At 69.4% G+C, this 21,432-nt stretch carries 18 protein-coding genes and 2 tRNA genes; 7 read left to right on the top strand and 13 right to left on the bottom strand.

Annotated elements, in window-relative coordinates:
• Positions 1 to 131: 131 nt before the first annotated feature.
• Positions 132 to 1,283 carry a two-component system response regulator gene (locus J5X86_RS01550; protein WP_208515028.1) on the bottom strand — a complete coding sequence of 384 codons (1,152 nt, stop codon included), beginning with the start codon at positions 1,281 to 1,283 and terminating at the stop codon, positions 132 to 134.
• A gap of 187 nt (positions 1,284 to 1,470) precedes the next feature.
• Positions 1,471 to 1,543 (bottom strand) — tRNA-Ala (locus J5X86_RS01555).
• Positions 1,544 to 1,661: 118 nt separating this feature from the next.
• On the opposite strand from J5X86_RS01555, the gene J5X86_RS01560 reads away from it, so the two are divergent.
• Positions 1,662 to 2,210: a DNA-binding protein gene (locus tag J5X86_RS01560; RefSeq protein WP_208515029.1), complete on the top strand. Its 549-nt coding sequence runs from the start codon at positions 1,662 to 1,664 to the stop codon at positions 2,208 to 2,210.
• Between the two features lie 45 nt (positions 2,211 to 2,255).
• Positions 2,256 to 3,974, top strand: a complete 1,719-nt coding sequence (locus tag J5X86_RS01565) for a serine/threonine-protein kinase (RefSeq protein WP_208515030.1) — start codon at positions 2,256 to 2,258, stop codon at positions 3,972 to 3,974.
• Between the two features lie 151 nt (positions 3,975 to 4,125).
• Here J5X86_RS01565 and J5X86_RS01570 read toward each other — a convergent pair whose 3' ends face one another.
• The 11 genes from J5X86_RS01570 to dnaA all read right to left on the bottom strand — a co-directional run bounded on the left by J5X86_RS01570 (position 4,126) and on the right by dnaA (position 18,460).
• A complete protein-coding gene (locus J5X86_RS01570) occupies positions 4,126 to 5,481 on the bottom strand; it encodes a hypothetical protein (protein WP_208515031.1) in 1,356 nt (451 codons plus the stop codon).
• A 211-nt stretch (positions 5,482 to 5,692) separates the two neighbouring features.
• Positions 5,693 to 5,827, bottom strand: coding sequence for a DLW-39 family protein (locus J5X86_RS50330; RefSeq protein WP_003958712.1), 135 nt, complete (start codon positions 5,825 to 5,827; stop codon positions 5,693 to 5,695).
• 192 nt (positions 5,828 to 6,019) lie between these two features.
• A tRNA-Ile gene (locus tag J5X86_RS01580) sits at positions 6,020 to 6,093 on the bottom strand.
• 61 nt (positions 6,094 to 6,154) lie between these two features.
• Positions 6,155 to 6,934, bottom strand: coding sequence for a DUF3566 domain-containing protein (locus tag J5X86_RS01585; protein ID WP_208515032.1), 780 nt, complete (start codon positions 6,932 to 6,934; stop codon positions 6,155 to 6,157).
• Between the two features lie 3 nt (positions 6,935 to 6,937).
• Complete coding sequence (gyrA, locus tag J5X86_RS01590) at positions 6,938 to 9,562, bottom strand: DNA gyrase subunit A (protein WP_208515033.1); 2,625 nt, start codon at positions 9,560 to 9,562, stop codon at positions 6,938 to 6,940.
• A 42-nt stretch (positions 9,563 to 9,604) separates the two neighbouring features.
• Positions 9,605 to 11,635, bottom strand: coding sequence for a DNA topoisomerase (ATP-hydrolyzing) subunit B (gene gyrB / locus J5X86_RS01595; protein ID WP_308124418.1), 2,031 nt, complete (start codon positions 11,633 to 11,635; stop codon positions 9,605 to 9,607).
• Positions 11,636 to 11,945: 310 nt separating this feature from the next.
• The gene (locus tag J5X86_RS01600) at positions 11,946 to 12,500 is read right to left on the bottom strand and encodes a DUF721 domain-containing protein (RefSeq protein ID WP_014053568.1); all 555 of its coding nucleotides are present in this window, start codon (positions 12,498 to 12,500) and stop codon (positions 11,946 to 11,948) included.
• Positions 12,497 to 13,639 (bottom strand): DNA replication/repair protein RecF, encoded by a 1,143-nt coding sequence (recF, locus tag J5X86_RS01605; RefSeq protein ID WP_208515034.1) that lies wholly within the window; start codon positions 13,637 to 13,639, stop codon positions 12,497 to 12,499. Before recF ends, J5X86_RS01600 begins: the two co-directional genes overlap by 4 nt.
• A gap of 55 nt (positions 13,640 to 13,694) precedes the next feature.
• The gene (gnd, locus tag J5X86_RS01610) at positions 13,695 to 14,576 is read right to left on the bottom strand and encodes a phosphogluconate dehydrogenase (NAD(+)-dependent, decarboxylating) (RefSeq protein ID WP_208515035.1); all 882 of its coding nucleotides are present in this window, start codon (positions 14,574 to 14,576) and stop codon (positions 13,695 to 13,697) included.
• A 104-nt stretch (positions 14,577 to 14,680) separates the two neighbouring features.
• A complete protein-coding gene (gene dnaN / locus J5X86_RS01615; RefSeq protein WP_059143747.1) occupies positions 14,681 to 15,811 on the bottom strand; it encodes a DNA polymerase III subunit beta in 1,131 nt (376 codons plus the stop codon).
• Between the two features lie 828 nt (positions 15,812 to 16,639).
• A complete protein-coding gene (dnaA, locus tag J5X86_RS01620) occupies positions 16,640 to 18,460 on the bottom strand; it encodes a chromosomal replication initiator protein DnaA (protein WP_208515036.1) in 1,821 nt (606 codons plus the stop codon).
• Positions 18,461 to 18,897: 437 nt separating this feature from the next.
• On the opposite strand from dnaA, the gene rpmH reads away from it, so the two are divergent.
• Genes rpmH through J5X86_RS01645 form a run of 5 tightly spaced genes read left to right on the top strand, consistent with a single transcriptional unit; the run spans position 18,898 to position 21,425 of the window.
• The gene (gene rpmH, locus J5X86_RS01625) at positions 18,898 to 19,035 is read left to right on the top strand and encodes a 50S ribosomal protein L34 (RefSeq protein ID WP_009716483.1); all 138 of its coding nucleotides are present in this window, start codon (positions 18,898 to 18,900) and stop codon (positions 19,033 to 19,035) included.
• Positions 19,036 to 19,059: 24 nt separating this feature from the next.
• Positions 19,060 to 19,443, top strand: coding sequence for a ribonuclease P protein component (gene rnpA / locus J5X86_RS01630; RefSeq protein WP_079059322.1), 384 nt, complete (start codon positions 19,060 to 19,062; stop codon positions 19,441 to 19,443).
• The gene (yidD, locus tag J5X86_RS01635) at positions 19,440 to 19,757 is read left to right on the top strand and encodes a membrane protein insertion efficiency factor YidD (RefSeq protein ID WP_014061973.1); all 318 of its coding nucleotides are present in this window, start codon (positions 19,440 to 19,442) and stop codon (positions 19,755 to 19,757) included. Before rnpA ends, yidD begins: the two co-directional genes overlap by 4 nt.
• Before the next feature lie 3 nt (positions 19,758 to 19,760).
• The gene (yidC, locus tag J5X86_RS01640; RefSeq protein ID WP_208515037.1) at positions 19,761 to 20,900 is read left to right on the top strand and encodes a membrane protein insertase YidC; all 1,140 of its coding nucleotides are present in this window, start codon (positions 19,761 to 19,763) and stop codon (positions 20,898 to 20,900) included.
• A gap of 15 nt (positions 20,901 to 20,915) precedes the next feature.
• On the top strand, positions 20,916 to 21,425 hold the full coding sequence (locus J5X86_RS01645) for a R3H domain-containing nucleic acid-binding protein (RefSeq protein ID WP_059143744.1): 510 nt from the start codon (positions 20,916 to 20,918) through the stop codon (positions 21,423 to 21,425).
• Positions 21,426 to 21,432: the final 7 nt, after the last annotated feature.

Here is a 21,432-nt window from a genome sequence, read left to right on the forward strand (position 1 = left end):
GCCCTCCGCGAGGGGCGGGAGATCGGGTGATCTCCCGCCCCTCGTCCCGTCTCCGGCCCCGGATCAGCCCGGCCCGGGTCCGGTCGTCGGCCCGGCACGACCCAGCCCGCTCCGGGCCGTGGGGCTCCGGCTCAGCCCGCCGGGTCCTCCCCCTGGGAACGGCGCTGCCGGCGCTCCAGGAAGATCTCGGTGAAGACCGAGACCTTGGCCCGCAGCGCCCAGGGGTCGAACGGCTTGGCCATGTAGTCCACCGCGCCGGCCGCATAGCCCCGCGAGGCGTTCTCGGGATCGGCGCCCATCGCGGTGAGGAAGATGATCGGGATGTCGCGGTTACGGGAACGCCGCTTGATGTGGGCCGCCGTCTCATAGCCGTCCATTTCGGGCATCTGCACATCCAGCAGGATCACCGCGAAGTCGTCATGGTCGAGCAGCGCCTTGAGGGCCTCCTGCCCGGATGTCGCGGTCACCAGCTCCTGGTCGAGCGTGGCCAGCACGGCCTCCATGGCCAGCAGATTGTTCTGCTGGTCGTCGACCACGAGGATCTTCGGCCGCGGCCCGGTGCCCCGCTTGGGCGCCGCCGGTCCCTCCGGGACCGCGGGCTCGTCCTCCGGCTGCGGCACCGCGGCCGGGGGCTGGGACTCCACCATGGCCAGCTGCCGCTCCAGGACCAGGCAGCGCTCCTCCGCCAGCCGGCCCCGCAGCCGCACATCTTCCAGCTCCTCGGTGAGCCGCCCCACCTCCTGCCGGAGCAGATTCCGCTCCTTGATCAGCTCCTTCCGGTCCGGAAGCTCCCGCTCCAGCGCGTCCGCCCGGGCGCGCTCCGTCGCCCATGCCGCCTCGGCCTGGTTCAGCCGCACCTCGAGATCGGCGATGCGGTGCTTGCGGTCCAGCAGCGCCTCGCCCAGCACGTCCTGGTGCGCCATGGACACCCGCGCGTCCCGGTCGGCGTCGGCCAGCTGGATCTGCAGGATCTCCATGGCATGCCCGGGGGAGCGGCTGGTGCGGACCGCGGCCCGGTGCAGCTCCCGCACCAGTTGGATGGCGGCGGGGGTGGGAGCGACGCCCCGCCGCGCCGCGAGATCGGTGAACAGATCGAAGACGAACTCCCACGGCGGGATGCGGGTGCCGCTCAGAAACCGCGAGATGGTGCTCGGATCCCGGTGTCTGCGCACGGCGTATCTGCGCACCGAGATCCCCAGCCCCAGGAACAGCTTCCTCAGCTCCACAGCGAAGGCCCGGCACTCCTCGGGCAGGTTCTCGCCCAGCGGATGCAGCTCACCCATCGTGTCCCCCTGTACGGCGACCCGCGCCGATCAGACGACTCCCGGGCGATCTGCCCGAGTTGTGGAAAACACCCTGGAGCATCCCGCGGGTGTTGCGCCGGGCAATGACAGGAGTGGCAACACCGATATCAAGGGCGAAACAAACCAGCCAGGGCATCGATCACGATGTCCTGGCTGGTGACGAAGGTGGAGCCTAGGAGAGTCGAACTCCTGACATCCGCCATGCAAAGACGGCGCTCTACCAACTGAGCTAAGGCCCCGTCGCCGATCAGGATACCTGCTACCGGCCACCATTCCCGACCGGGTATCGCTCGTGCGTAGCGCTCTCCGTAGGATGCCACGCAAGATTCGCGGCAGCGAAGCGAAGGGGAGAGCGAGATGGACGCAACACAGCAGGATGCCACCGCGCGCGCACGGGAGCTTCAGCGCAGCTGGTACGGGGAACCGCTGGGGGCGCTCTTTCGCCGTCTCATCGATGATCTCGGTCTGAACCAAGCCCGTCTCGCCGCCGTGCTCGGGCTGTCCGCGCCCATGCTCTCGCAGCTCATGAGCGGCCAGCGCGCCAAGATCGGCAACCCCGCCGTAGTCCAGCGGGTGCAGGCGCTGCAGGAGCTGTCCAGCCAGGCGGCGGACGGCAGGGTCAGTGCCGCCGAGGCCGCCGAGCGCATGGAGGAGATCAAGAAGTCCGCGGGCGGCTCGGTCCTCAACTCCACCCAGTCCACGGCGACGAGCACGGGCGCCCCGACCGTTCGGCGAGTGGTGCGCGAGATCCAGTCGCTGCTGCGGTCCGTGGCGGCCGCGGGGGACATCATCGATGCCGCCGACTCCCTCGCCCCGACCCACCCCGAGCTGGCAGAGTTTCTCCGTGTGTACGGCGCCGGGCGGACCGCCGATGCGGTCGCCCACTACGAGGCGCACCAGAACTGACGGGCTGAACTGCTGACGAGTCGATGACGGGGCGGGCACGGCGCGATGGGTGAGATCTTCGCGGGCCGGTACGAGCTGGTGGACCCGATCGGGCGTGGGGGCGTGGGCGCCGTATGGCGCGTCTGGGACCACCGCCGCAGACGGTACGTGGCAGCGAAGGTGCTCCAGCAACGTGATGCCCATACGCTGCTGCGCTTCGTCCGGGAACAGGCCCTGCGGATCGATCACCCCCATGTGCTGGCGCCGGCCAGCTGGGCGGCCGACGACGACAAGGTGCTGTTCACCATGGATCTGGTGGGCGGCGGCTCGTTCGCCCATCTCATCGGGGACTACGGCCCGCTGCCGCCCCGCTATGTGTGCACCCTGCTCGACCAGCTGCTCTCCGGACTGGCCGCGGTACACGCCGAGGGCGTGGTGCACCGGGACATCAAACCCGCGAACATCCTGCTGGAATCCACCGGGACCGGGCGGCCGCATGTCCGGCTGGGCGACTTCGGCATCGCGCTGACCAAGGGCGAGCCGCGCCTCACCGAGGCCAACTACGTGATGGGCACGCCGGGTTACTTCGCGCCCGAGCAGATGATGGGCGACGACCCGGACTTCCCGGCGGACCTCTTCGCCGTGGGGCTGGTGACGCTCTATCTGCTCAACGGGCACAAGCCGGACGCGGAGGCGCTCGTCAAACTCTTCGAGCAGGGAGTGCCGAACGCGCCCACGGGGGTGCCGGAACCGCTGTGGCAGGTGATCGCGGGTCTGCTGCAGCCGGACCCCGAGGACCGCTTCCGCACCGCCACGGGAGCGCGGAAGGCGCTGGCGACGGCCGTCGACCTGCTGCCCGAGGCCGACCTGGACGACGACGCCATCGAGGTCTTCGACCATCTCGGGCCGCTGCCCGCCGGGTTCGACCACAACGGACCGACCCGGCCGCGCCGCCGCCACGCGAAGACGGACCCACCCCGAGAGAACGGCGCGAACGGCGCGGCGCCCTCCCGGCCCCAGCCCACCGCCGACGCGGACCCCACCGCCGACGCGGGCCCCGCCGCCGAGGCGTCCCCACCCCAGTCGGCCGCCCCACAGCCGTCCATGTCCGACACCGGCAGCTTCACCCTCCCGCCGCCGCTCCCCCGGAACGAGCAGCCAGGGACACCGCACACCGAGCCCCCGCCCGGCCAGGCCCCGCACACCGGGGCTCCCGGGGCTCCGTCCTCCGGCGTCCCGCACGCTGAAGCCCCGCACGCCCAGACGCCCCTGAGCCGGACCCCACCGCCCCAGCCCGCGGGCCCTCCGACACCAACGCCCCCGCCGCCGACCGCCCGGCCCGCGACTCCGCCCCCGCCGGTCCAGCGGCCGTCGATGCCGCAGTCGATGCCCCACCCACTGACCCCGCCGACCCCCTCGACGGCGGCCCCGCTGCCACCGGCACAGCCGCCCGTGCACCATCCGCACCACGCACAGCAGCCCGCACACCCCGTACAGCCGGTGCACCACGCACACCCGCATACGCCCACCCCCGCTTCCGCTCCGACCGCGGCTCCCTCGCCGACACCGACGCCAACGCCGACACCCACGCCGACTCCGACCCCGACACCAACGCCGCCCCCGCGTGACTTCCCTTCTACTCGTCCATACACCGCCGAGCGGCCGCGGGTTCCCTCGACGACGCGGCGACACCCCGGGCCGTCCCGGAAAGCGGCGCTCTCGATCCTGATCGTCGCGGCGGTGTGCTTCGCCGTCGGCGCATGGGCGCTGGTGGCCGCGGGCTGAGCACGGACGGGCCCGCGAGCTGAGCACGGACAGACCGCGAGCTGACGTCGCCCATGCGCCGCGACGGCGCCCCCGCCGACGTCATCGCCACTGGCGTCACACCCCCGGCGGCTCCCCCTGACGCACCACCCAGCGAAAGCAGCGCCCCCAACTACCACCCCGGCGGCGGCCCGTACCGCTGCGCCGCCGCCCGGCGCCGGGCGGCGAGCGTCCACACGCCGAGCCCGAGCACCAGGGCCGTCCCCGTGCCGATCCCCGCGTACCCCACCACCCGCAGCGCGGTCTTCTTCGAGTCGGCGGCTCCGGAGCCAGGACTCGCCATCCGGTCGTCGTCCGCGGCGTCCGGATGGCGCTTGGCCACCTTCCGGTCGGCCGCCGTGAGGCCGAACCCCGCCTCGACCGGGTCCTTGTCGTAGCTGGGCCCGCCACGCGCGGAGCCCGCGACCCGTACCCGCAGGACGACCGGCACCGGGCCGTTCAGATGCGGTGCCACCTGCGGAGGGTTGAGGGTGACCGCCAGGAAGTACCCACCGCTGAAGCTCATCGCGCGGACCGTGGAGCCGGTGTTGGCATACCGGTTTCCGTAGGCCACCGGCGCGGTGGCCACCTGGGTGCGGGGCGATTCGCCGTCCTGCGCGGCGGGGACGCCCCGCTTGGCGAGCCCGCGCGCCGGGTTGTACGCGTGCATCGCCAGGGCGCGGTCGAGCAGACGGGTGCTCTGGTCCTTGCCGTCGGCGGACAGTTCGGCGGCGGCGATGAGGCGCTGCCCCCAGTCGACGGGCACCCGGTAGAAACGCGTCTCCCCCGGCGTGATCTCGTCCTCCCACACCCCGCTCCCCAGGGTCGGCGCGTCGGTGAAGCCGCGTCCGCCGCGCCGCGGCCAGGGAGTGCCGTCCGGCGGCTTGGGGGACGGAGTGCTCCAACTCCCCTCCGGAGCCGCTCCCGTGGCCCCGCCCTTCACCGGTGGCTCCACCATCACCCGGAGCTCCACAGGCCAGCGCTCCGGGTCCGGTGACCCGTCCTGGCGCTCCACCGTCACCACATAGCGCCCCGCTTCATGGCAGGAGGCCGGGCCGGAGTCGATCTGGCGGGAGGCGTAGTCGGCGAGGGGATAGGCGACGCCATTGGTTTCGATCTTCGGAGCGGCGGTGCCGCAGATGCCCCCGTCAGGGCTCTCCAGCGTCACCTTCACGCCATCGCGGTACGAGGTCACGTCCGCACCCGGCCTGGGCGCGGCGACCGCTGAGACATAGGCGGCTGACTTCGTGTCGAGCGTCACGCCGTAGTACCGCTTCTCGCCCGGCCCGACGCTGTCGACATAGGTGCGGCCGGCCGCCAGGGACGGGGCGCCCGAGTCAGCGTCGGCGCCGGATATCCGGGTGCCGCGGGTCTCGTACGCCCGGGCTCCGGCGGCGCCGTCGGCGAGGGACGTCCCCGGTGCCGCGGCCACCGCGCACAGTGCCGCCACCGCGGCGAGACCGGCCCTGCCCTTGCGGCGGTCCTTCATCGCGCGTCACTCCTCGTCGTACCGGCCGGTCGGCCCGTTCAACTTTGCCTGTGCAAGCTATTCGTTTGCGAGAGTGAAACACGAAGGCCCCCCGTCATCCCATCCCCCGACGCCCCTGCCCCTTCCCCGCACGGCGCCAGTAAAGCCGACGGGGCCCCGACCGCTCCAGCGGTCGGGGCCCCGTACTGGGACTGTCTTAGGAGCTAGGAGCTCATACACCCGAACCTGCGGGCACGGAGTCGGTCGCCTCCGTCCACAGATCCTGCTCGGCGCGATCCGCCTGGATCTGGCGGTACACGAGGAGCCCGCCGATGGCGGCCAGTGCGACCAGGAGCAGCTTCTTCACCGCGCTACCTCGTCTCTTTCTTGACGTAGGGGACCTCTGGCGCCCGATGATACACACCGACCGATACCGATCGGTGACCTATGACCGGCATTGGCCGATGAGAAACCGGGCAGGAACCGGGGATCAACTCCCGGCCCCCCATACGACATCAGCCTGGACGAAGAAAATCTCCATCCAGGCTGATCGCGACGGTGGGGCTAACAGGACTTGAACCTGTGGCCTCTTCCTTATCAGGGAAGCGCTCTAACCGTCTGAGCTATAGCCCCGCGCTGCACCGAAAGATTAGCGCACGACCTGCCCCGTCCCAAAATCGGTAACGGCGGGCCGCTACTCGTCCTCGGCCAAGGTCAGCTCGACGCCACCCACGAAGCCCGCCGACAGGTTGTAGATGAAGGCACCGAGCGTGGCCAACGCGGTGGCCAACACCACGTTGATCACGGCGATGATCCCGGTGAACCCGAGGACACGCGGAAGCGACAGGAAAGACTCCAGGTCGAACCCGCTGCCCTCCTGCGACTCCGTCGCATCGCTGATGGTGCCGCCGACCGCGCTGAAGACGCCCATGGCGTCCATGACCATCCACAGCACCGCCACCGCGATCACGGTGCAGATCCCCAGCGCGATCGCGAGCAGGAAGCTGACCTTCATGACCGACCACGGATCGACCCTGGCGACCCGCAGCCGCGCCTTACGGGTCCGCGGCGCCTGACGGGCCCCCGCGGGCGTACGGGGGCGGCGGACGGCCGTGGCGGCCTGCTGGTGCCCCGACTGGGCGGCCTGGCCCGGCTGCCCGGGCACCGCGGAGCCGACCTGTCCGGCCCCGCCGCCGGGCGGCGGGGCGTAGGCCTGCGGCGGGTGGTACGGCTGCGCGGGCTGGGAGGGGGCCGGACGCTCGTTGGGGAGCGGGCTGGAGTACTGGGGCTTCGGATGCGGATCGCGCTGCGGCCGCAGCTTCCGGGTCTCGGTCACCGACGCGGGGGCGGAGTCCCCGGCCGGGCCACGGGCGCTTTCCCCAGCGGTGGTGCCGCCCGCCGAAGTCGGGGCTCCCGACCCCGGACGCCCTCCGGCGTCCGCACCGCCGCCCCCGGCACCCGTGGCTCCACTCACGACTTACTCCTCGGTCTCGTCGGCCGGGGGCGGTGTGCCCTCGACCGCCTCGGACGCGGCCTCCTCGGCTGGCGCGCTCCCGGTCGCGGAATCTTCCTCGACCTCTTCAGCCTCACGACCGGCCTCGGCGTTCCGGGCGATGCCGACGACGGCATCGCGCTTGCCCAGGTTGATCAGTTGGACGCCCATGGTGTCACGGCCCGTCTCCCTGACCTCATTGACCCGGGTACGGATCACGCCACCGCTGAGCGTGATGGCGAGGATCTCATCGGTCTCCTCGACCACCAGCGCCCCGACCAGGGAACCACGGTCCTCGACGATCTTCGCTGCCTTGATCCCGAGGCCGCCGCGCCCCTGGACGCGGTACTCGTCGACGTTGGTCCGCTTCGCGTACCCGCCGTCGGTGGCGGTGAACACGAACGTACCGGGCCGGACGACATTCATCGAGAGGAGTTCATCGTGCTCGCGGAAGCTCATGCCCTTCACACCGGAGGTCGCGCGCCCCATCGGCCGCAGCGACTCGTCCGTCGCGGTGAACCGGATCGACTGGGCCTTCCTGCTGATCAGCAGCAGATCGTCCGCGGAGGACACCAGCTCGGCACCGATCAGCTCGTCCTCGCGGCCGTCCTCCATCTCCCGGAGGTTGATCGCGATCACGCCACCCGAGCGGGGCGAGTCGTAGTCCTTCAGCGGGGTCTTCTTCACCAGGCCGGACTTGGTGGCGAGCACCAGATACGGCACCGCCTCGTAGTCCCGGATGGCCAGGATCCGCGCGATCTTCTCATCGGGCTGGAACGCCAGCAGATTCGCGACATGCTGGCCGCGCGCCTCCCGGCCGGCGTCCGGCAGCTCGTACGCCTTCGCCCGGTAGACCCGGCCCTTGTTGGTGAAGAACAGCAGCCAGTGGTGGGTGGTCGAGACGAAGAAGTGGGAGACGATGTCGTCCTGCTTCAGCTTCGTCCCGCGCACGCCCTTGCCGCCACGCTTCTGGGAGCGGTAGTCCTCGGTCTTGGTGCGCTTCACATAGCCGCCACGCGTGATCGTGACGACGATGTCCTCCTCGGCGATCAGGTCCTCGATGGACATGTCACCGTCGAAGGGCACCAGCTTGGTGCGCCGGTCGTCGCCGAACTTCTCGACGATCGCGGTCAGCTCCTCGCTGATGATCTGCCGCTGCCGCTCGGGCGAGGCCAGGATCGCGTTGTACTCGTCGATCTTGGACTGCAGCTCGTCATGCTCCTGGATGATCTTCTGACGCTCCAGGGCGGCCAGCCGCCGCAGCTGCATCTCCAGGATCGCGTTCGCCTGGATCTCGTCGATCTCCAGCAGGCCCATCAGGCCCCCGCGCGCGGTGTCCACCGTGTCGCTGCGCCGGATCAGCGCGATGACCTCGTCGATCGCGTCCAGGGCCTTGAGCAGACCGCGCAGGATGTGCGCCCGCTCCTCGGCCTTGCGCAGCCGGAAGCGGGTCCGCCGGACGATGACCTCGATCTGGTGGGTCACCCAGTTGCGGATGAACGCGTCCAGCGAGAGGGTGCGCGGCACACCGTCGACCAGCGCCAGCATGTTGGCGCCGAAGTTGGTCTGCAGATCGGTGTGCTTGTAGAGGTTGTTGAGGACGACCTTGGCGACCGCGTCCCGCTTGAGCACGATGACCAGGCGCTGGCCGGTGCGCGAGGAGGTCTCGTCGCGGACGTCGGCGATGCCTCCGACCTTGCCGTCCTTCACCAGGTCGGCGATCTTCTGCGCGAGGTTGTCCGGGTTCACCTGGTACGGCAGCTCGGTGACCACCAGGCACTGCCGGCCCTGGATCTCCTCGACCTCCACGACCGCGCGCATCGTGATCGAGCCGCGCCCGGTGCGGTACGCCTCCTCGATGCCCTTACGGCCGACGACCAGCGCGCCGGTCGGGAAGTCCGGGCCCTTGATCCGGTCGATCAGGGCCTCGAGCAGCTCCTCCTGGGTGGCCTGCGGATTGGCCAGGAACCACTGGGCGCCCTCGGCGACCTCGCGCAGATTGTGCGGCGGGATATTGGTGGCCATGCCGACCGCGATCCCCGCCGAGCCGTTGACCAGCAGGTTCGGGATACGAGCCGGGAGGACCGTCGGCTCCTGGTTACGGCCGTCGTAGTTGTCCTGGAAATCGACGGTCTCCTCGTCGATGTCCCGGAGCATCTCCATGGCCAGCGGGTCCATCTTGCACTCGGTGTACCGCATGGCCGCCGCGGGGTCGTTGCCCGGGGAGCCGAAGTTGCCGTTGGAGTCGACCAGCGGCATCCGCATGGACCACGGCTGAGCAAGCCGCACCAGGGCGTCGTAGATCGACGAGTCGCCGTGCGGATGGTAGGTGCCCATGACGTCGCCGACGACGCGGGCGCACTTGTAGAAGCCCTTCTCGGGCCGGTACCCGCCGTCGTACATCGCGTACAGCACCCGGCGGTGCACCGGCTTGAGGCCGTCCCGGACGTCGGGCAGCGCACGGCTGACGATCACGCTCATCGCGTAATCGAGGTACGAACGCTGCATCTCCGTCTCGAGGCCGACCGGCTCGACGCGGAGTGCGGCGCCTTCGGCGACCTCGTCGGGGGTCAGTTCATCGGGCGTGTTCGGGGTGTTCTCGTCGGCCATTGCTGGTCAAAGTCCTTCTGTCGTCTGCGGCTGGGGGCCGACTCAGATGTCGAGGAAGCGGACATCCTTGGCGTTGCGCTGGATGAACGAGCGCCGTGCCTCGACGTCCTCACCCATCAGGACCGAGAACAGGTCGTCGGCCTGCGCCGCGTCGTCCAGGGTGACCTGGCCCAGGACGCGGTGGTCGGGGTCCATCGTGGTGACCCGCAGCTCTTCGGCGTTCATCTCGCCCAGACCCTTGAAGCGCTGGACCGAGTCGTCCCTGATGCGCTTGCCCTGTTCACGGCCGACCTGGATCAGCGCGTCCCGCTCCCGGTCCGAGTACGCGTACTCGAAGTCGTCCCGGCCCCACTTGATCTTGTAGAGCGGCGGACGGGACAGGAAGACATGCCCCGCCTCGACCAGCGGGCGCATGAAGCGGAAGAGGAAGGTCAGCAGCAGGGTGTTGATGTGCTGGCCGTCGACATCGGCGTCCGCCATCAGAATGATCTTGTGATAGCGGAGCTTGTCGATGTCGAAGTCCTCGTGCACCCCGGTGCCGAAGGCGGAGATCAGCGCCTGGACCTCGTTGTTCTGGAGGATCTTGTCGACCCGGGCCTTCTCGACGTTCAGGATCTTGCCGCGGATCGGGAGGATCGCCTGATACTGCGGGTTACGGCCGGACTTGGCCGAGCCGCCGGCGGAGTCACCCTCGACGATGAAGATCTCGCACTTCGACGGGTCATTGGACTGGCAGTCGCTCAGCTTGCCCGGCAGCGACGCGGTCTCCAGCAGCCCCTTACGGCGGGTCAGATCCCGCGCCTTACGGGCCGCGACCCGGGCCGTCGCCGCCTGGATCCCCTTGCGGACGATGTCCGCCGCCTCATTGGGGTAGCGGTCCAGCCAGTCGGCGAGATGCTCGTTGACGATCTTCTGGACGAAGGTCTTGGCCTCCGTGTTGCCCAGCTTGGTCTTGGTCTGGCCCTCGAACTGCGGCTCGCCCAGCTTGACCGAGATGATCGCGGTCAGGCCCTCGCGGATGTCCTCACCGGTGAGGTTGTCGTCGCGCTCCCGGAGCAGCTTCTTGTCGCGCGCGTACTTGTTGATCAGGTACGTCAGCGCGGCGCGGAAGCCCTCCTCGTGGGTGCCGCCCTCATGGGTGTGGATGGTGTTCGCGAAGCTGTAGACACCCTCGGTGTACTGGGTGTTCCACTGCATCGCGATCTCGAGGGAGAGCATCCGCTCCTTGTCCTCGGCCTCGAACCCGATCACCGTGGGGTGGACCAGCTCACCCTTGCGGGAGTTGAGGTAGGTGACGAAGTCGACGATGCCGCCCTCGTAGTGGTACTTCACGGAGAGCGGCTTGCCCTCCTCGTCCACATGGGCCTCGCGCTCGTCCTTGAGCGAGATCGACAGGCCCTTGTTGAGGAACGCCATCTCCTGGAAGCGCCGGGCCAGCGTCTCGAAGGAGTACTCGGTGGTCTCGAAGACGTCCGGGTCCGCCCAGAAGGTGACCGTGGTGCCGGTCTCCTCCGTGGCCTCGTTCCGGGCCAGGGGCGCGGTCGGCGCTCCCGTCTTGTAGTCCTGGGTCCAGCGGTAGCCGTCCGTCTTGACCTCGACCGACACCTTCGAGGACAGGGCGTTGACGACGGAGACGCCGACGCCGTGCAGACCGCCGGAGACGGCGTAGCCGCCGCCGCCGAACTTGCCGCCCGCGTGCAGCACGGTCAGCACGACCTCCACGGCCGGCTTCCCCTCCGAGGGGACGATGCCCACCGGGATCCCGCGGCCGTTGTCCACGACGCGGACGCCGCCGTCGGCGAGGATCGTGACCTCGATGCTGTCCGCGTGACCGGCCATGGCCTCGTCGACGGAGTTGTCGACGACCTCCTGGACGAGATGGTGCAGGCCGCGCTCACCGGTGGAACCGATGTACATACCGGGTCGCTTGCGGACCGCCTCCAGCCCCTCCAGAACGGTGATCGCACTGGCGTCGTACGACGGCGGAGCCAGGGCCTCGCTGTCGGGCGTGGACGGGATGTTTTCGATGGGGTTGCCGGAATCGGCCACGAAGCGCCCTTTCTGGCACAGCACAAGCCGTCTCCGGGCAGGCAGGAGCGGCTGCGTCGTTCAACATGTGTCCGCAAGCGCTCGGTGCGCCGGCGGCGACGGTGTACGGCCCCAGTCTACCGGTAGCGCCGACAAGAATGGGGGCTTGCTGGCGCCTGAGTCCGCATGTGCCGCCCTGAACCGGCTGCCAGCGACTCCCCATATGCGGGGACGGGCTCCAAGAGGCTCACACCGCCACTCAGCGCTTCGAGCTGTCAACCACCGGCAACCGTGACCGGGGTCTCAGCAGTCACCCTGTTACCCCCGGTTAACACCGGGGCGCACAAGCCCCCGGTCAGCCGTAGGTATCGCCCGGGCCGGTGGAGCCCGGGGAGCGCAGCGGGCCGTAGCGGCGGGCCGGGCCGCCGGGGCCCAGGACCTTGATCATCTTGACGGTGCCATGACCCAGATCCGCGTTCAGCCGGGCCACGAGCTGCGGGGCGAGCAGCCGGAGCTGGGTCGCCCACGCCGTGGAATCACAGCGCACCGTGAGCACCCGGGCGTCCTCGTCGTACCGCTGGGGCTCGCAGTGCTGCGCCACCTCGGGCCCCACCATCTGGGGCCAGCGGCCCATCACCCCGCCGACCGCGGCCGGGGCCTCCCAGCCGCGCTCGGTGATCAGCCGGTTGATCGCCGCACCGAGCGGAAGCGGATCGCGGCCATCGGCGCGCGCGCCGGAGCGCAAGCCCCCTCTGCGCGCCTGCTTCTTCTGCTGGGCCGCGGCTCCCCGGGCGCGCGCCTGCTCCTTGGCGGCGCGCAGCGCCACCCGCGCAAGATCGACCCCCGAGGGCTCGGGCACCGGCGAGGGCCCCGCCGGCTGGTCCATTCCGTCGGTCATTCCGTCGGTCATACGCGCCGCACCTCGCCCTCGGACACCGCATAGCGCGTGCCGGACAGCACCTGCGGAACGTCATCCTCCACCGCCGCGGTCACCAGCACCTGCTCCCCGGGGGCGACCAGCTCGGCCAGCCGCTCCCGGCGCCGCTCGTCCAGCTCCGCGAAGACGTCGTCGAGCACCAGCACCGGCTCGCCCGCCTCGGTGCGCAGCAGATCGTAGGAGGCCAGCCGCAGGGCGAGGGCATACGACCAGGACTCGCCATGGCTGGCGTAACCCTTCGCCGGGAGCCGGCCCAGCTTGAGGACCAGGTCGTCGCGGTGCGGGCCCACCAGCGTGACCCCGCGCTCGATCTCCTGCTTACGGGCCTCGGTGAGGGCGGCCATCAGCAGCTCGTACAGCTCCTCGCGGCTGCCCGCGTCGGTCAGCCCCTCACCGGCCGAGCCGCGGTACTCCAGCAGCACGGGGCCGCCGCCCGGGGCGAGTTGCTCGTACGCCTTGTCGGCGAGCGGCTGGAGCACGGCGATCAGATCGAGCCGCTGGGCGAGCAACTCGGCACCGGCCCGGGCCAGATGCTGGTCCCAGACGTCGAGCGTGGACAGGGCCGCGTCGCCGCCGCCGCTGCGCGAACCGTGCCGCCGGGCCAGGGCCGCGGTCTTCAGCAGGGTGTTGCGCTGCTTGAGCACCCGGTCGTAGTCGGAGCGGACCCCGGCCATCCGGGGCGCCCGCGCGGTGATCAGCTCGTCGAGGAAGCGACGGCGCTCGCCCGGATCGCCCTTGACCAGCGCCAGATCCTCGGGCGCGAACAGCACCGACCGCAGGATCCCCAGCACATCACGCGGTCTGACCTGCGAGGACCGATTGATACGGGCGCGATTGGCCTTGCCCGGGTTGAGCTCGAGCTCGATCAGCTGCTGCCGGTCACCCTGGACGACCGCGGCCCGGACCACGGCCCGCTCCGCACCCATGCGCACCAGCGGGGCGTCCGAGGAGACCCGGTGGCTGCCGAGGGTGGCGAGATAGCCGACGGCCTCGACGAGATTGGTCTTGCCCTGGCCGTTGGGCCCGACGAAGGCCGTGACGCCCGGGTCGAGCGCCACCTCGGCCCGGGTGTACGAGCGGAAGTCGGCGAGCGAGAGATGCGTGACGTGCATAGTGGGCTGCGCCGACCTCCCCCGGCTGAACTGCTTGCACCACCCCGTGGGGTGGTTACTTGTCGCTGCTCTCGACCGCGTGACCGCCGAACTGATTACGCAGCGCGGCGATCATCTTGATCTGCGGCGAGTCCTCCTGACGGGAGGCGAACCGGGCGAAGAGCGACGCGGTGATCGCGGGCAGCGGCACGGCGTTGTCGATCGCCGCCTCCACGGTCCAGCGGCCCTCACCGGAGTCCTCCGCGTAGCCACGCAGCTTCGCCAGGTGCTCGTCCTCGTCCAGGGCGCGCACGGCCAGGTCCAGCAGCCAGGAGCGGATGACCGTGCCCTCCTGCCAGGAGCGGAAGACCTCGCGGACGTCGGTGACCGAGTCCACCTTCTCCAGCAGCTCCCAGCCCTCGGCATACGCCTGCATCATCGCGTACTCGATGCCGTTGTGGACCATCTTGGCGAAGTGACCCGCGCCGACCTTGCCGGCGTGCACGGCGCCGCCCTCGCCCTCGGGCTTGAGCGCGTCGAAGACCGGCTGGGCCTGGGCCACATGCTCGGCGGCGCCGCCGTACATCAGGGCGTAGCCGTTATCCAGACCCCAGACACCGCCGGAGACACCGCAGTCGACGAAACCGATGCCCTTGGCGTTGAGCTGCTCGGCATGCTTCTCGTCGTCGGTCCAGCGGGAGTTCCCGCCGTCCACCACGATGTCGCCGGGCGACAGCAGCTCGGCCAGCTCGTCGATGGTGATCTGAGTGGGGACGCCTGCCGGGACCATGACCCACACCACGCGCGGGCCCTTGAGCTTGTTGACGAGCTCATCGATGCTGTGGACATCGGCGACGTCCGGGTTCCGGTCGTAGCCGATGACGGTGTGGCCTGCGCGGCGAATGCGCTCGCGCATGTTGCCGCCCATCTTGCCGAGGCCGATGAGACCGAGCTCCATCAGTGATCCTTCATGCCGTAGTGCGTTGCGTTTCGCGGTGAGTCCGAGCCTACGCCCGCGGGTAGCCGCACAGATGTGGGCTACACCTGCTCATTCGCTCGCTCTCAGCCGCTGAGTCGCACCGGCATGATCAGGTACTTGTACGCCTCGTCCGCCTCGGCGTCCATGGCGGGCTTGCCACTGAGCAGCGCGGGCTTGGTCGAGGTGGTGAAGGACAGCTGGGCGACCGGCGAGTCGATCGCGCTGAGGCCGTCCAGCAGGAACGTCGGGTTGAAGGCGATCGAGATGTCGTCGCCGTCGAGCTGGGCGTCCACCCGCTCCACAGCCTGTGCATCGTCGCTGGACCCGGCCTCCAGGATCAGCACGCCCTGCTCGAAGGTGAGCCGCACCGGGGTGTTCCGCTCGGCGACCAGGGCCACACGCTTGACGGCCTCGACGAACGGGGGGGTCTCGATCACCGCGACCGAGTTGAACTCGGTGGGGAAGAGCGTGCGGTACTTCGGCAGGTCGCCCTCGAGCAGCCGGGTGGTCGTACGGCGCCCGGCGCCCTCGAAGCCGATCAGGCCCTCGCCCGCACCCGAGCCGGAGAGCGCGAGCGCGACGGTGTCACCGCTGGTCAGCGACTTGGCGGTGTCGAGGAGCGTCTTGGCGGGCACCAGCGCGACGGCGGAGATGTCGGGGGTCTCGGGCTTCCACAGGAACTCGCGAACCGCGAAGCGGTAGCGGTCGGTGGAGGCCAGCGTGACGGTGTCGCCCTCGATCTCGATCCGCACACCCGTGAGCACCGGCAGGGTGTCGTCACGGCCGGCGGCGATGGCGACCTGGGCGGCGGCGGCGGCGAAGACCTCACCGGGGACGGTGCCGGTAGCGGTCGGCATCTGCGGCAGCGCCGGGTATTCCTCCACAGGCAGGGTGTGGAGTGTGAATCGCGAGGAGCCGCAGACGACGGTCACCCGCACCCCGTCGCTGGAGATCTCCACAGGGCGGTTGGGGAGGGCGCGGCAGATGTCGGCGAGGAGCCGGCCGGAGACGAGGACCGTGCCGTCGTCCTCGATGTCGGCCTCCACGGAGACGCGGGCCGAGACCTCGTAGTCGAAGCCGGAGAGGCTGAGCGCGCCTTCCTCCGCCTTCATGAGGATGCCCGCGAGGACGGGCACCGGCGGTCGGGCCGGGAGGCTGCGGGCCGTCCAGGCCACCGCCTCCGCGAGTACATCGCGCTCCACCCGGATCTTCACCGTAAGCCGCCTCCTGCTGTTGCTGGCTCGCCCTGCTGGCCTTCGTCGTCGGCTGAGTAGCCGGAGACCAGTCTGACGCACGTCGCCGACAGTCGGTGCGGCTCGGGGTCAAGTCGGTGCGCGGGGTGTCGGGCGGCTCGGCCCGAGGTTGTGCACAGGCCCCACTTCGAAGCGATTTCCTCGCTATAACTCTGTGGTCGTAGTAGTAGGGCCTGTGGAAACCGTGGAAAACTGACTTTTCCCTGGTCAGCGGCGGTTTTTTGTCCACCGGGCCTGTGGGCGACGGCGGTGGACAACCAGGGTTGTCTGTGGATGCCGAAGAGTTCTGCACATGCGATGCACAGACATCGCCCGGTTCTCCCCAGCGCCGTCCCCAGTTTTACCCACCTTCCCCACAGCCCAACCCGCCTCCTTGGTGTGACGCCTTTCACTCGCGCCGGTGACCGTGGCCATTTCGTTGCCGAACAGTGGACAGCGGTGTGGAGAAGCTGTGGGCAACGGGTCTTCGGCTGTGGGTTGCCGGTGGACAAGCTGATGCGCGGCCTGTGGGCATCTCGATCATCCACAGTCTGTGGACTCCCGATAGCCACAATTCCACAGCCACCTGACCTCGGCGGATGCCCTTCCCGCCAGCCACCCTGTGGACGCGATCGGGACAACTCCCACGTCCCCAGGGTGTGGACGGTGGATAGGCCGCGTATCTGTGGAGAACCGGGCCGGCCGGGCCGAGAATCGAACAGCGCGTAGGGATGAACGACGAAGGGCGCCCCGGGAGTTGTCCCTCCCGGAGCGCCCTTCAGCGGTTCGCGGTGGCCCTGCGGGCCCCTCTCAGCCGTTCTTGATGCGGTTGGTCAGCTCGGTCACCTGGTTGTAGATGGAGCGCCGCTCGGCCATCAGCGCCCTGATCTTGCGGTCGGCGTGCATGACCGTCGTATGGTCGCGGCCGCCGAACTGCGCGCCGATCTTGGGCAGCGACAGATCGGTGAGCTCCCGGCAGAGATACATCGCGATCTGCCGCGCGGTGACCAGCACCCGGCTGCGGGAGGCGCCGCACAGATCGTCGACCGTATGCCCGAAGTAGTCGGCGGTCGCGGCCATGATCGCGGTGGCGGTGATCTCCGGGGCCGCGTCCTCGCCGCCGGGGATCAGATCCTTCAGCACGATCTCGGTGAGCCCGAGATCCACCGGCTGCCGGTTCAGGCTCGCGAAGGCGGTGACGCGGATGAGCGCGCCCTCCAGCTCACGGATGTTGCGGGAGATCCGTGAGGCGATGAACTCCAGCACCTCCGGCGGCGCGTTCAGCTGCTCCTGCACCGCCTTCTTACGGAGGATCGCGATACGCGTCTCCAGCTCCGGCGGCTGCACATCGGTGATCAGGCCCCACTCGAAGCGGTTGCGGAGCCGGTCCTCCAGGGTGACGAGCTGCTTGGGCGGCCGGTCGGAGGAGAGCACGATCTGCTTGTTGGCGTTGTGGAGCGTATTGAAGGTGTGGAAGAACTCCTCCTGCGTCGACTCCTTGCTCGCCAGGAACTGGATGTCGTCGACCAGCAGGATGTCCATGTCGCGGTAGCGCTTGCGGAACGCGTCCGCCTTGCCGTCGCGGATGGAGTTGATGAACTCGTTGGTGAACTCCTCCGAGCTCACATAGCGCACCCGGGTGCCGGGATACAGGCTGCGCGCGTAGTGACCGATGGCGTGCAGCAGGTGGGTCTTGCCGAGCCCGGACTCCCCGTAGATGAACAGCGGGTTGTACGCCTTGGCCGGCGCCTCGGCCACGGCGACCGCCGCGGCGTGCGCGAAGCGGTTGGACGCGCCGATGACGAAGGTGTCGAAGAGGTACTTGGGGTTCAGCCGCGCGGTCGGCTCACCGGGGCCGGACGCGGGCGCGGGCTGAGCGGCGAGCGGGCCGGGGGCGCCGGTCTGCGAGGGCAGGACGGGCGGTCCGCCGCGGGCGCGCTCGAGCGGGTCGGGCAGGTCGTGGCGCTGCTCGTACGGCGGGCGCTCGGGGCCCGGACCGGGGCGTTCGGCGCCCGGACCGCGGTAGTCGCCGCGCCGGTGCTGGTCGTACGGCTGCTGGTCATAGCCGGACGGAGCGTGCTGGGAGGCGTAAGGATCGCCCTCGGGGAAGCCGCCGAGCCGGGGCTGCTGCCAGCCGTAGTCGTCACGGGGCCGCGGCCAGGCGCCCGGTTCGGGGCGCGACTGCTGATAGCCGGGGTAGGCGGGGCGGGCCGACGGCAGGTCGTCCGGTGCCTGGCGGCCATAGCCGTCCCGGCCGTCGTAGCTCTCGTAGGACTCGCGCCGCTCGCGGCTCTCGTAGGACTCGCGCTGTTCGCGCTGGACCTGCGGCGGGACGACCGGTTCGCCGGCGGACTCGTCGACGGTGATCGCGATGCGGATCGGGCGGCCGCACTCCCGGCTCAGCGTTTCGCTGACGACGGGGGCCAGCCGGCCCTCCAGCACGCCCTTGGCGAATTCATTGGGGACGGCGAGCAGCGCGGTGTCGGCGACCAGCGCGAGGGGCTGGCACCGCTTGATCCAGTGCTCGTCCTTGGCCTCGACGCCTTGTCCGCTCTGTCCCGAGCCCTCTCCCAGCAGCCGCTCGAGCACGCGTGGCCACACTGCGGCAAGATCGGCAGGTACGTCAGCCACAGGGCACGCTCTCTCAGCTCGCTGGGTGGGGGACGCCGACAGGTCCCACGAATGCGTGGTTCTCGGGACGGGCGTGAAGGAATCGGAGCCCAGCCACGGTAGTCAGGCCGGGGTACGCGGTTCAAGTCGTTGTCCACAGGGTGTGTACAAATGTGCCATGCGATGTCGCCGGGCGTTCCCTTGCCCCTAGGCTGGGAGGGGAACCGCGCTGTCTTGGTGTCGGCCACCGGTTTGACCGGATGGCGTAACCGCGCGTACCGTAACCAGGTCGAGTTGTCGATGGCTGCTGCCGCCTGCCTCCGATGGGCAAGGATCACGGGCGAGATGACCTGTGGTCGTGAAGCGGTGCACTCGGGCGTATTGCGAGCTACTCGTGGGCGCACGGTGACAGCCAAGCGATAGACCGCCACCATCCGATTCATTTCTGGAGCCCCCGAGTGAGCAAGCGCACTTTCCAGCCGAACAACCGTCGCCGCGCGAAGACCCACGGCTTCCGGCTGCGTATGCGCACCCGTGCCGGCCGCGCGATCCTCGCGTCCCGCCGTAGCAAGGGTCGCGGACGCCTGTCGGCCTGAGCAGCCTGATCCAAGGTCCATGACGTGCTGCCTACCGAGCATCGGCTGAGGCGGCGCGAGGACTTCGCGGCCGCGGTACGCCGAGGACGCAGGGCCGGTCGCCCGCTCCTTGTCGTGCATCTTCGCACCGGCCTCACCAGCGGTGATACGGACCCGCACGCATCCGGGGAGAGTGCTCCTCCGGCGCGTGCGGGTTTCGTCGTAAGCAAGGCGGTCGGCGGCGCCGTCGTCCGCAATCTGGTGAAGCGGCGACTGCGTCATCTGATGCGGGACCGCATCGATCGTTTTGGCGCAGGTAGCCTTGTGGTCGTACGGGCGCTGCCCGGCGCGGGTGAGGCGGGTCACGACCAGCTGGCCCGCGATCTCGACACGGCAGTGCAGCGGCTACTGGGAGGGGTGCCGCGATGAAGTACCCGCTGCTGTGGTTGATCAAGCTGTACCAGTGGACCATCAGCCCGATGCTGGGACCGGTCTGCAAGTACTACCCGTCGTGCTCGCACTATGGCTACACGGCCATTGACCGGCACGGCGCGGTAAAAGGAACGGCGCTGACGGCCTGGCGCATCTTGCGCTGCAACCCATGGTCGCTCGGTGGCGTCGACCACGTTCCGCCCCGGAAGCGTCCGGTGTGGCACCAGCGGCTGCGGAACCGCCTCGGCGGGCATCCGACTGTGGAGCCTGCCGCACAGCCCGAGACCCAGCCCAACGCCCAAGGAGCCTGATTCGTGGACACGATCCTCGGTCCTCTTTATGACGTAGTTTCCTGGATCATCGTCCAGTTCCACTCGTTCTACAGCCTCATTTTTGATCGAGACAGTGGCTGGGCGTGGGGTCTGTCCATCGTTTCGCTGGTGGTACTGATCCGTATCTGCCTGATCCCGCTCTTTGTGAAGCAGATCAAGTCGACGCGGAACATGCAGGCGCTCCAGCCCAAGATGAAGGCGATCCAGGAGCGCTACAAGAGCGACAAGCAGCGTCAGTCCGAAGAGATGATGAAGCTGTACAAGGAGACGGGGACCAACCCGCTCTCCAGCTGCTTGCCGATCCTCGCCCAGTCGCCGTTCTTCATTTCGCTGTACCAGGTCCTCAACCACATCGCGAACAACAAGACGGTCGGCGTCATCGACCAGACGCTGCTGGACAGCGCCCGTAACGCCCATATCTTCGGTGCTCCGCTGTCGGTGAAGTTCATGGACTCGGCCTCGAAGGTCGAGTCCCTCGGCGCCTCGCTGACCGATGTCCGCATCGTGACGATCACCATGATCATCCTGATGTCGGCGTCGCAGTTCTTCACCCAGCGCCAGCTGATGACCAAGAACGTCGACCTCACGGTGAAGACGCCGTTCATGCAGCAGCAGAAGATGCTGATGTACGTCTTCCCGGTCATGTTCGCCGTCTTCGGCATCAACTTCCCCGTCGGTGTCCTCGTGTACTGGCTGACCACCAACGTCTGGACGCTGGGCCAGCAGATGTTCGTCATCCGCCGTAACCCGACCCCGGGCAGCATCGCCTTCAAGGCCCGCCAGGAGCGGCTGCGGGCCCAGGGCAAGCTGAAGGAGGAGCCGGCCGAGGTCGTCGCGAAGCAGGCGGCCGAGACGGCGCGTGCCAACCGTCAGCAGCCCAAGCGCCAGACCAAGGCGCAGCGCTCCACGACCGGCCACAGCAGGGCCGGCGCGCAGTCGGATTCCTCGGCCTCCATCGAGAAGTCCGCTGAGGCCAAGCCCGACGAGAAGCAGGGCGCGGGGCAGAAGAAGGGCGCGCAGGGCGGCAAGCCGGCCGGTGGCTCGGCTTCCGGCTCCTCCCGTGGCGCGAAGTCCGGCCAGCGCAAGGGCCAGCAGCGCCCCAAGCACCCGTCCAAGAAGTAACGAAGGAGTCCATCCGTGACGGAAGGCACCACCCCGGCCGCCGAGGGTGTCGACACCCTGTCCCGCCTTGAGCAGGAAGGGGAGATCGCGGCCGACTACCTCGAGGGGCTGCTGGACATCGCGGACCTCGACGGCGACATCGACATGGACGTCGAGGCCGATCGCGCAGCGGTGTCGATCATCAGCGACTCGACCAGCCGCGATCTGCAGAAGCTGGTCGGTCGCGACGGTGAGGTGCTGGAGGCCCTTCAGGAGCTGACCCGCCTCGCGGTGCACCGGGAGACCGGCGACCGCAGCCGGTTGATGCTCGACATCGCCGGATACCGGGCCCGTAAGCGTGCCGAGCTGACCGAGCTGGGCACCAAGGCCGCGGAGGAGGCGAAGGGCACCGCTCAGCCGGTGAAGCTGAAGGCGATGACGCCCTTCGAGCGGAAGGTGGTGCACGACGCTGTGGCCGCCGCCGGGCTGCGCAGCGAGTCCGAGGGCGAGGAGCCCCAGCGCTGCGTGGTCGTGCTTCCGGTCTGAAGCGGTT

The sequence above is a fragment of the Streptomyces sp. NEAU-YJ-81 genome (assembly GCF_017592595.1).
In the GTDB taxonomy this organism is placed as follows: Bacteria; Actinomycetota; Actinomycetes; order Streptomycetales; family Streptomycetaceae; genus Streptomyces; species Streptomyces hygroscopicus_B.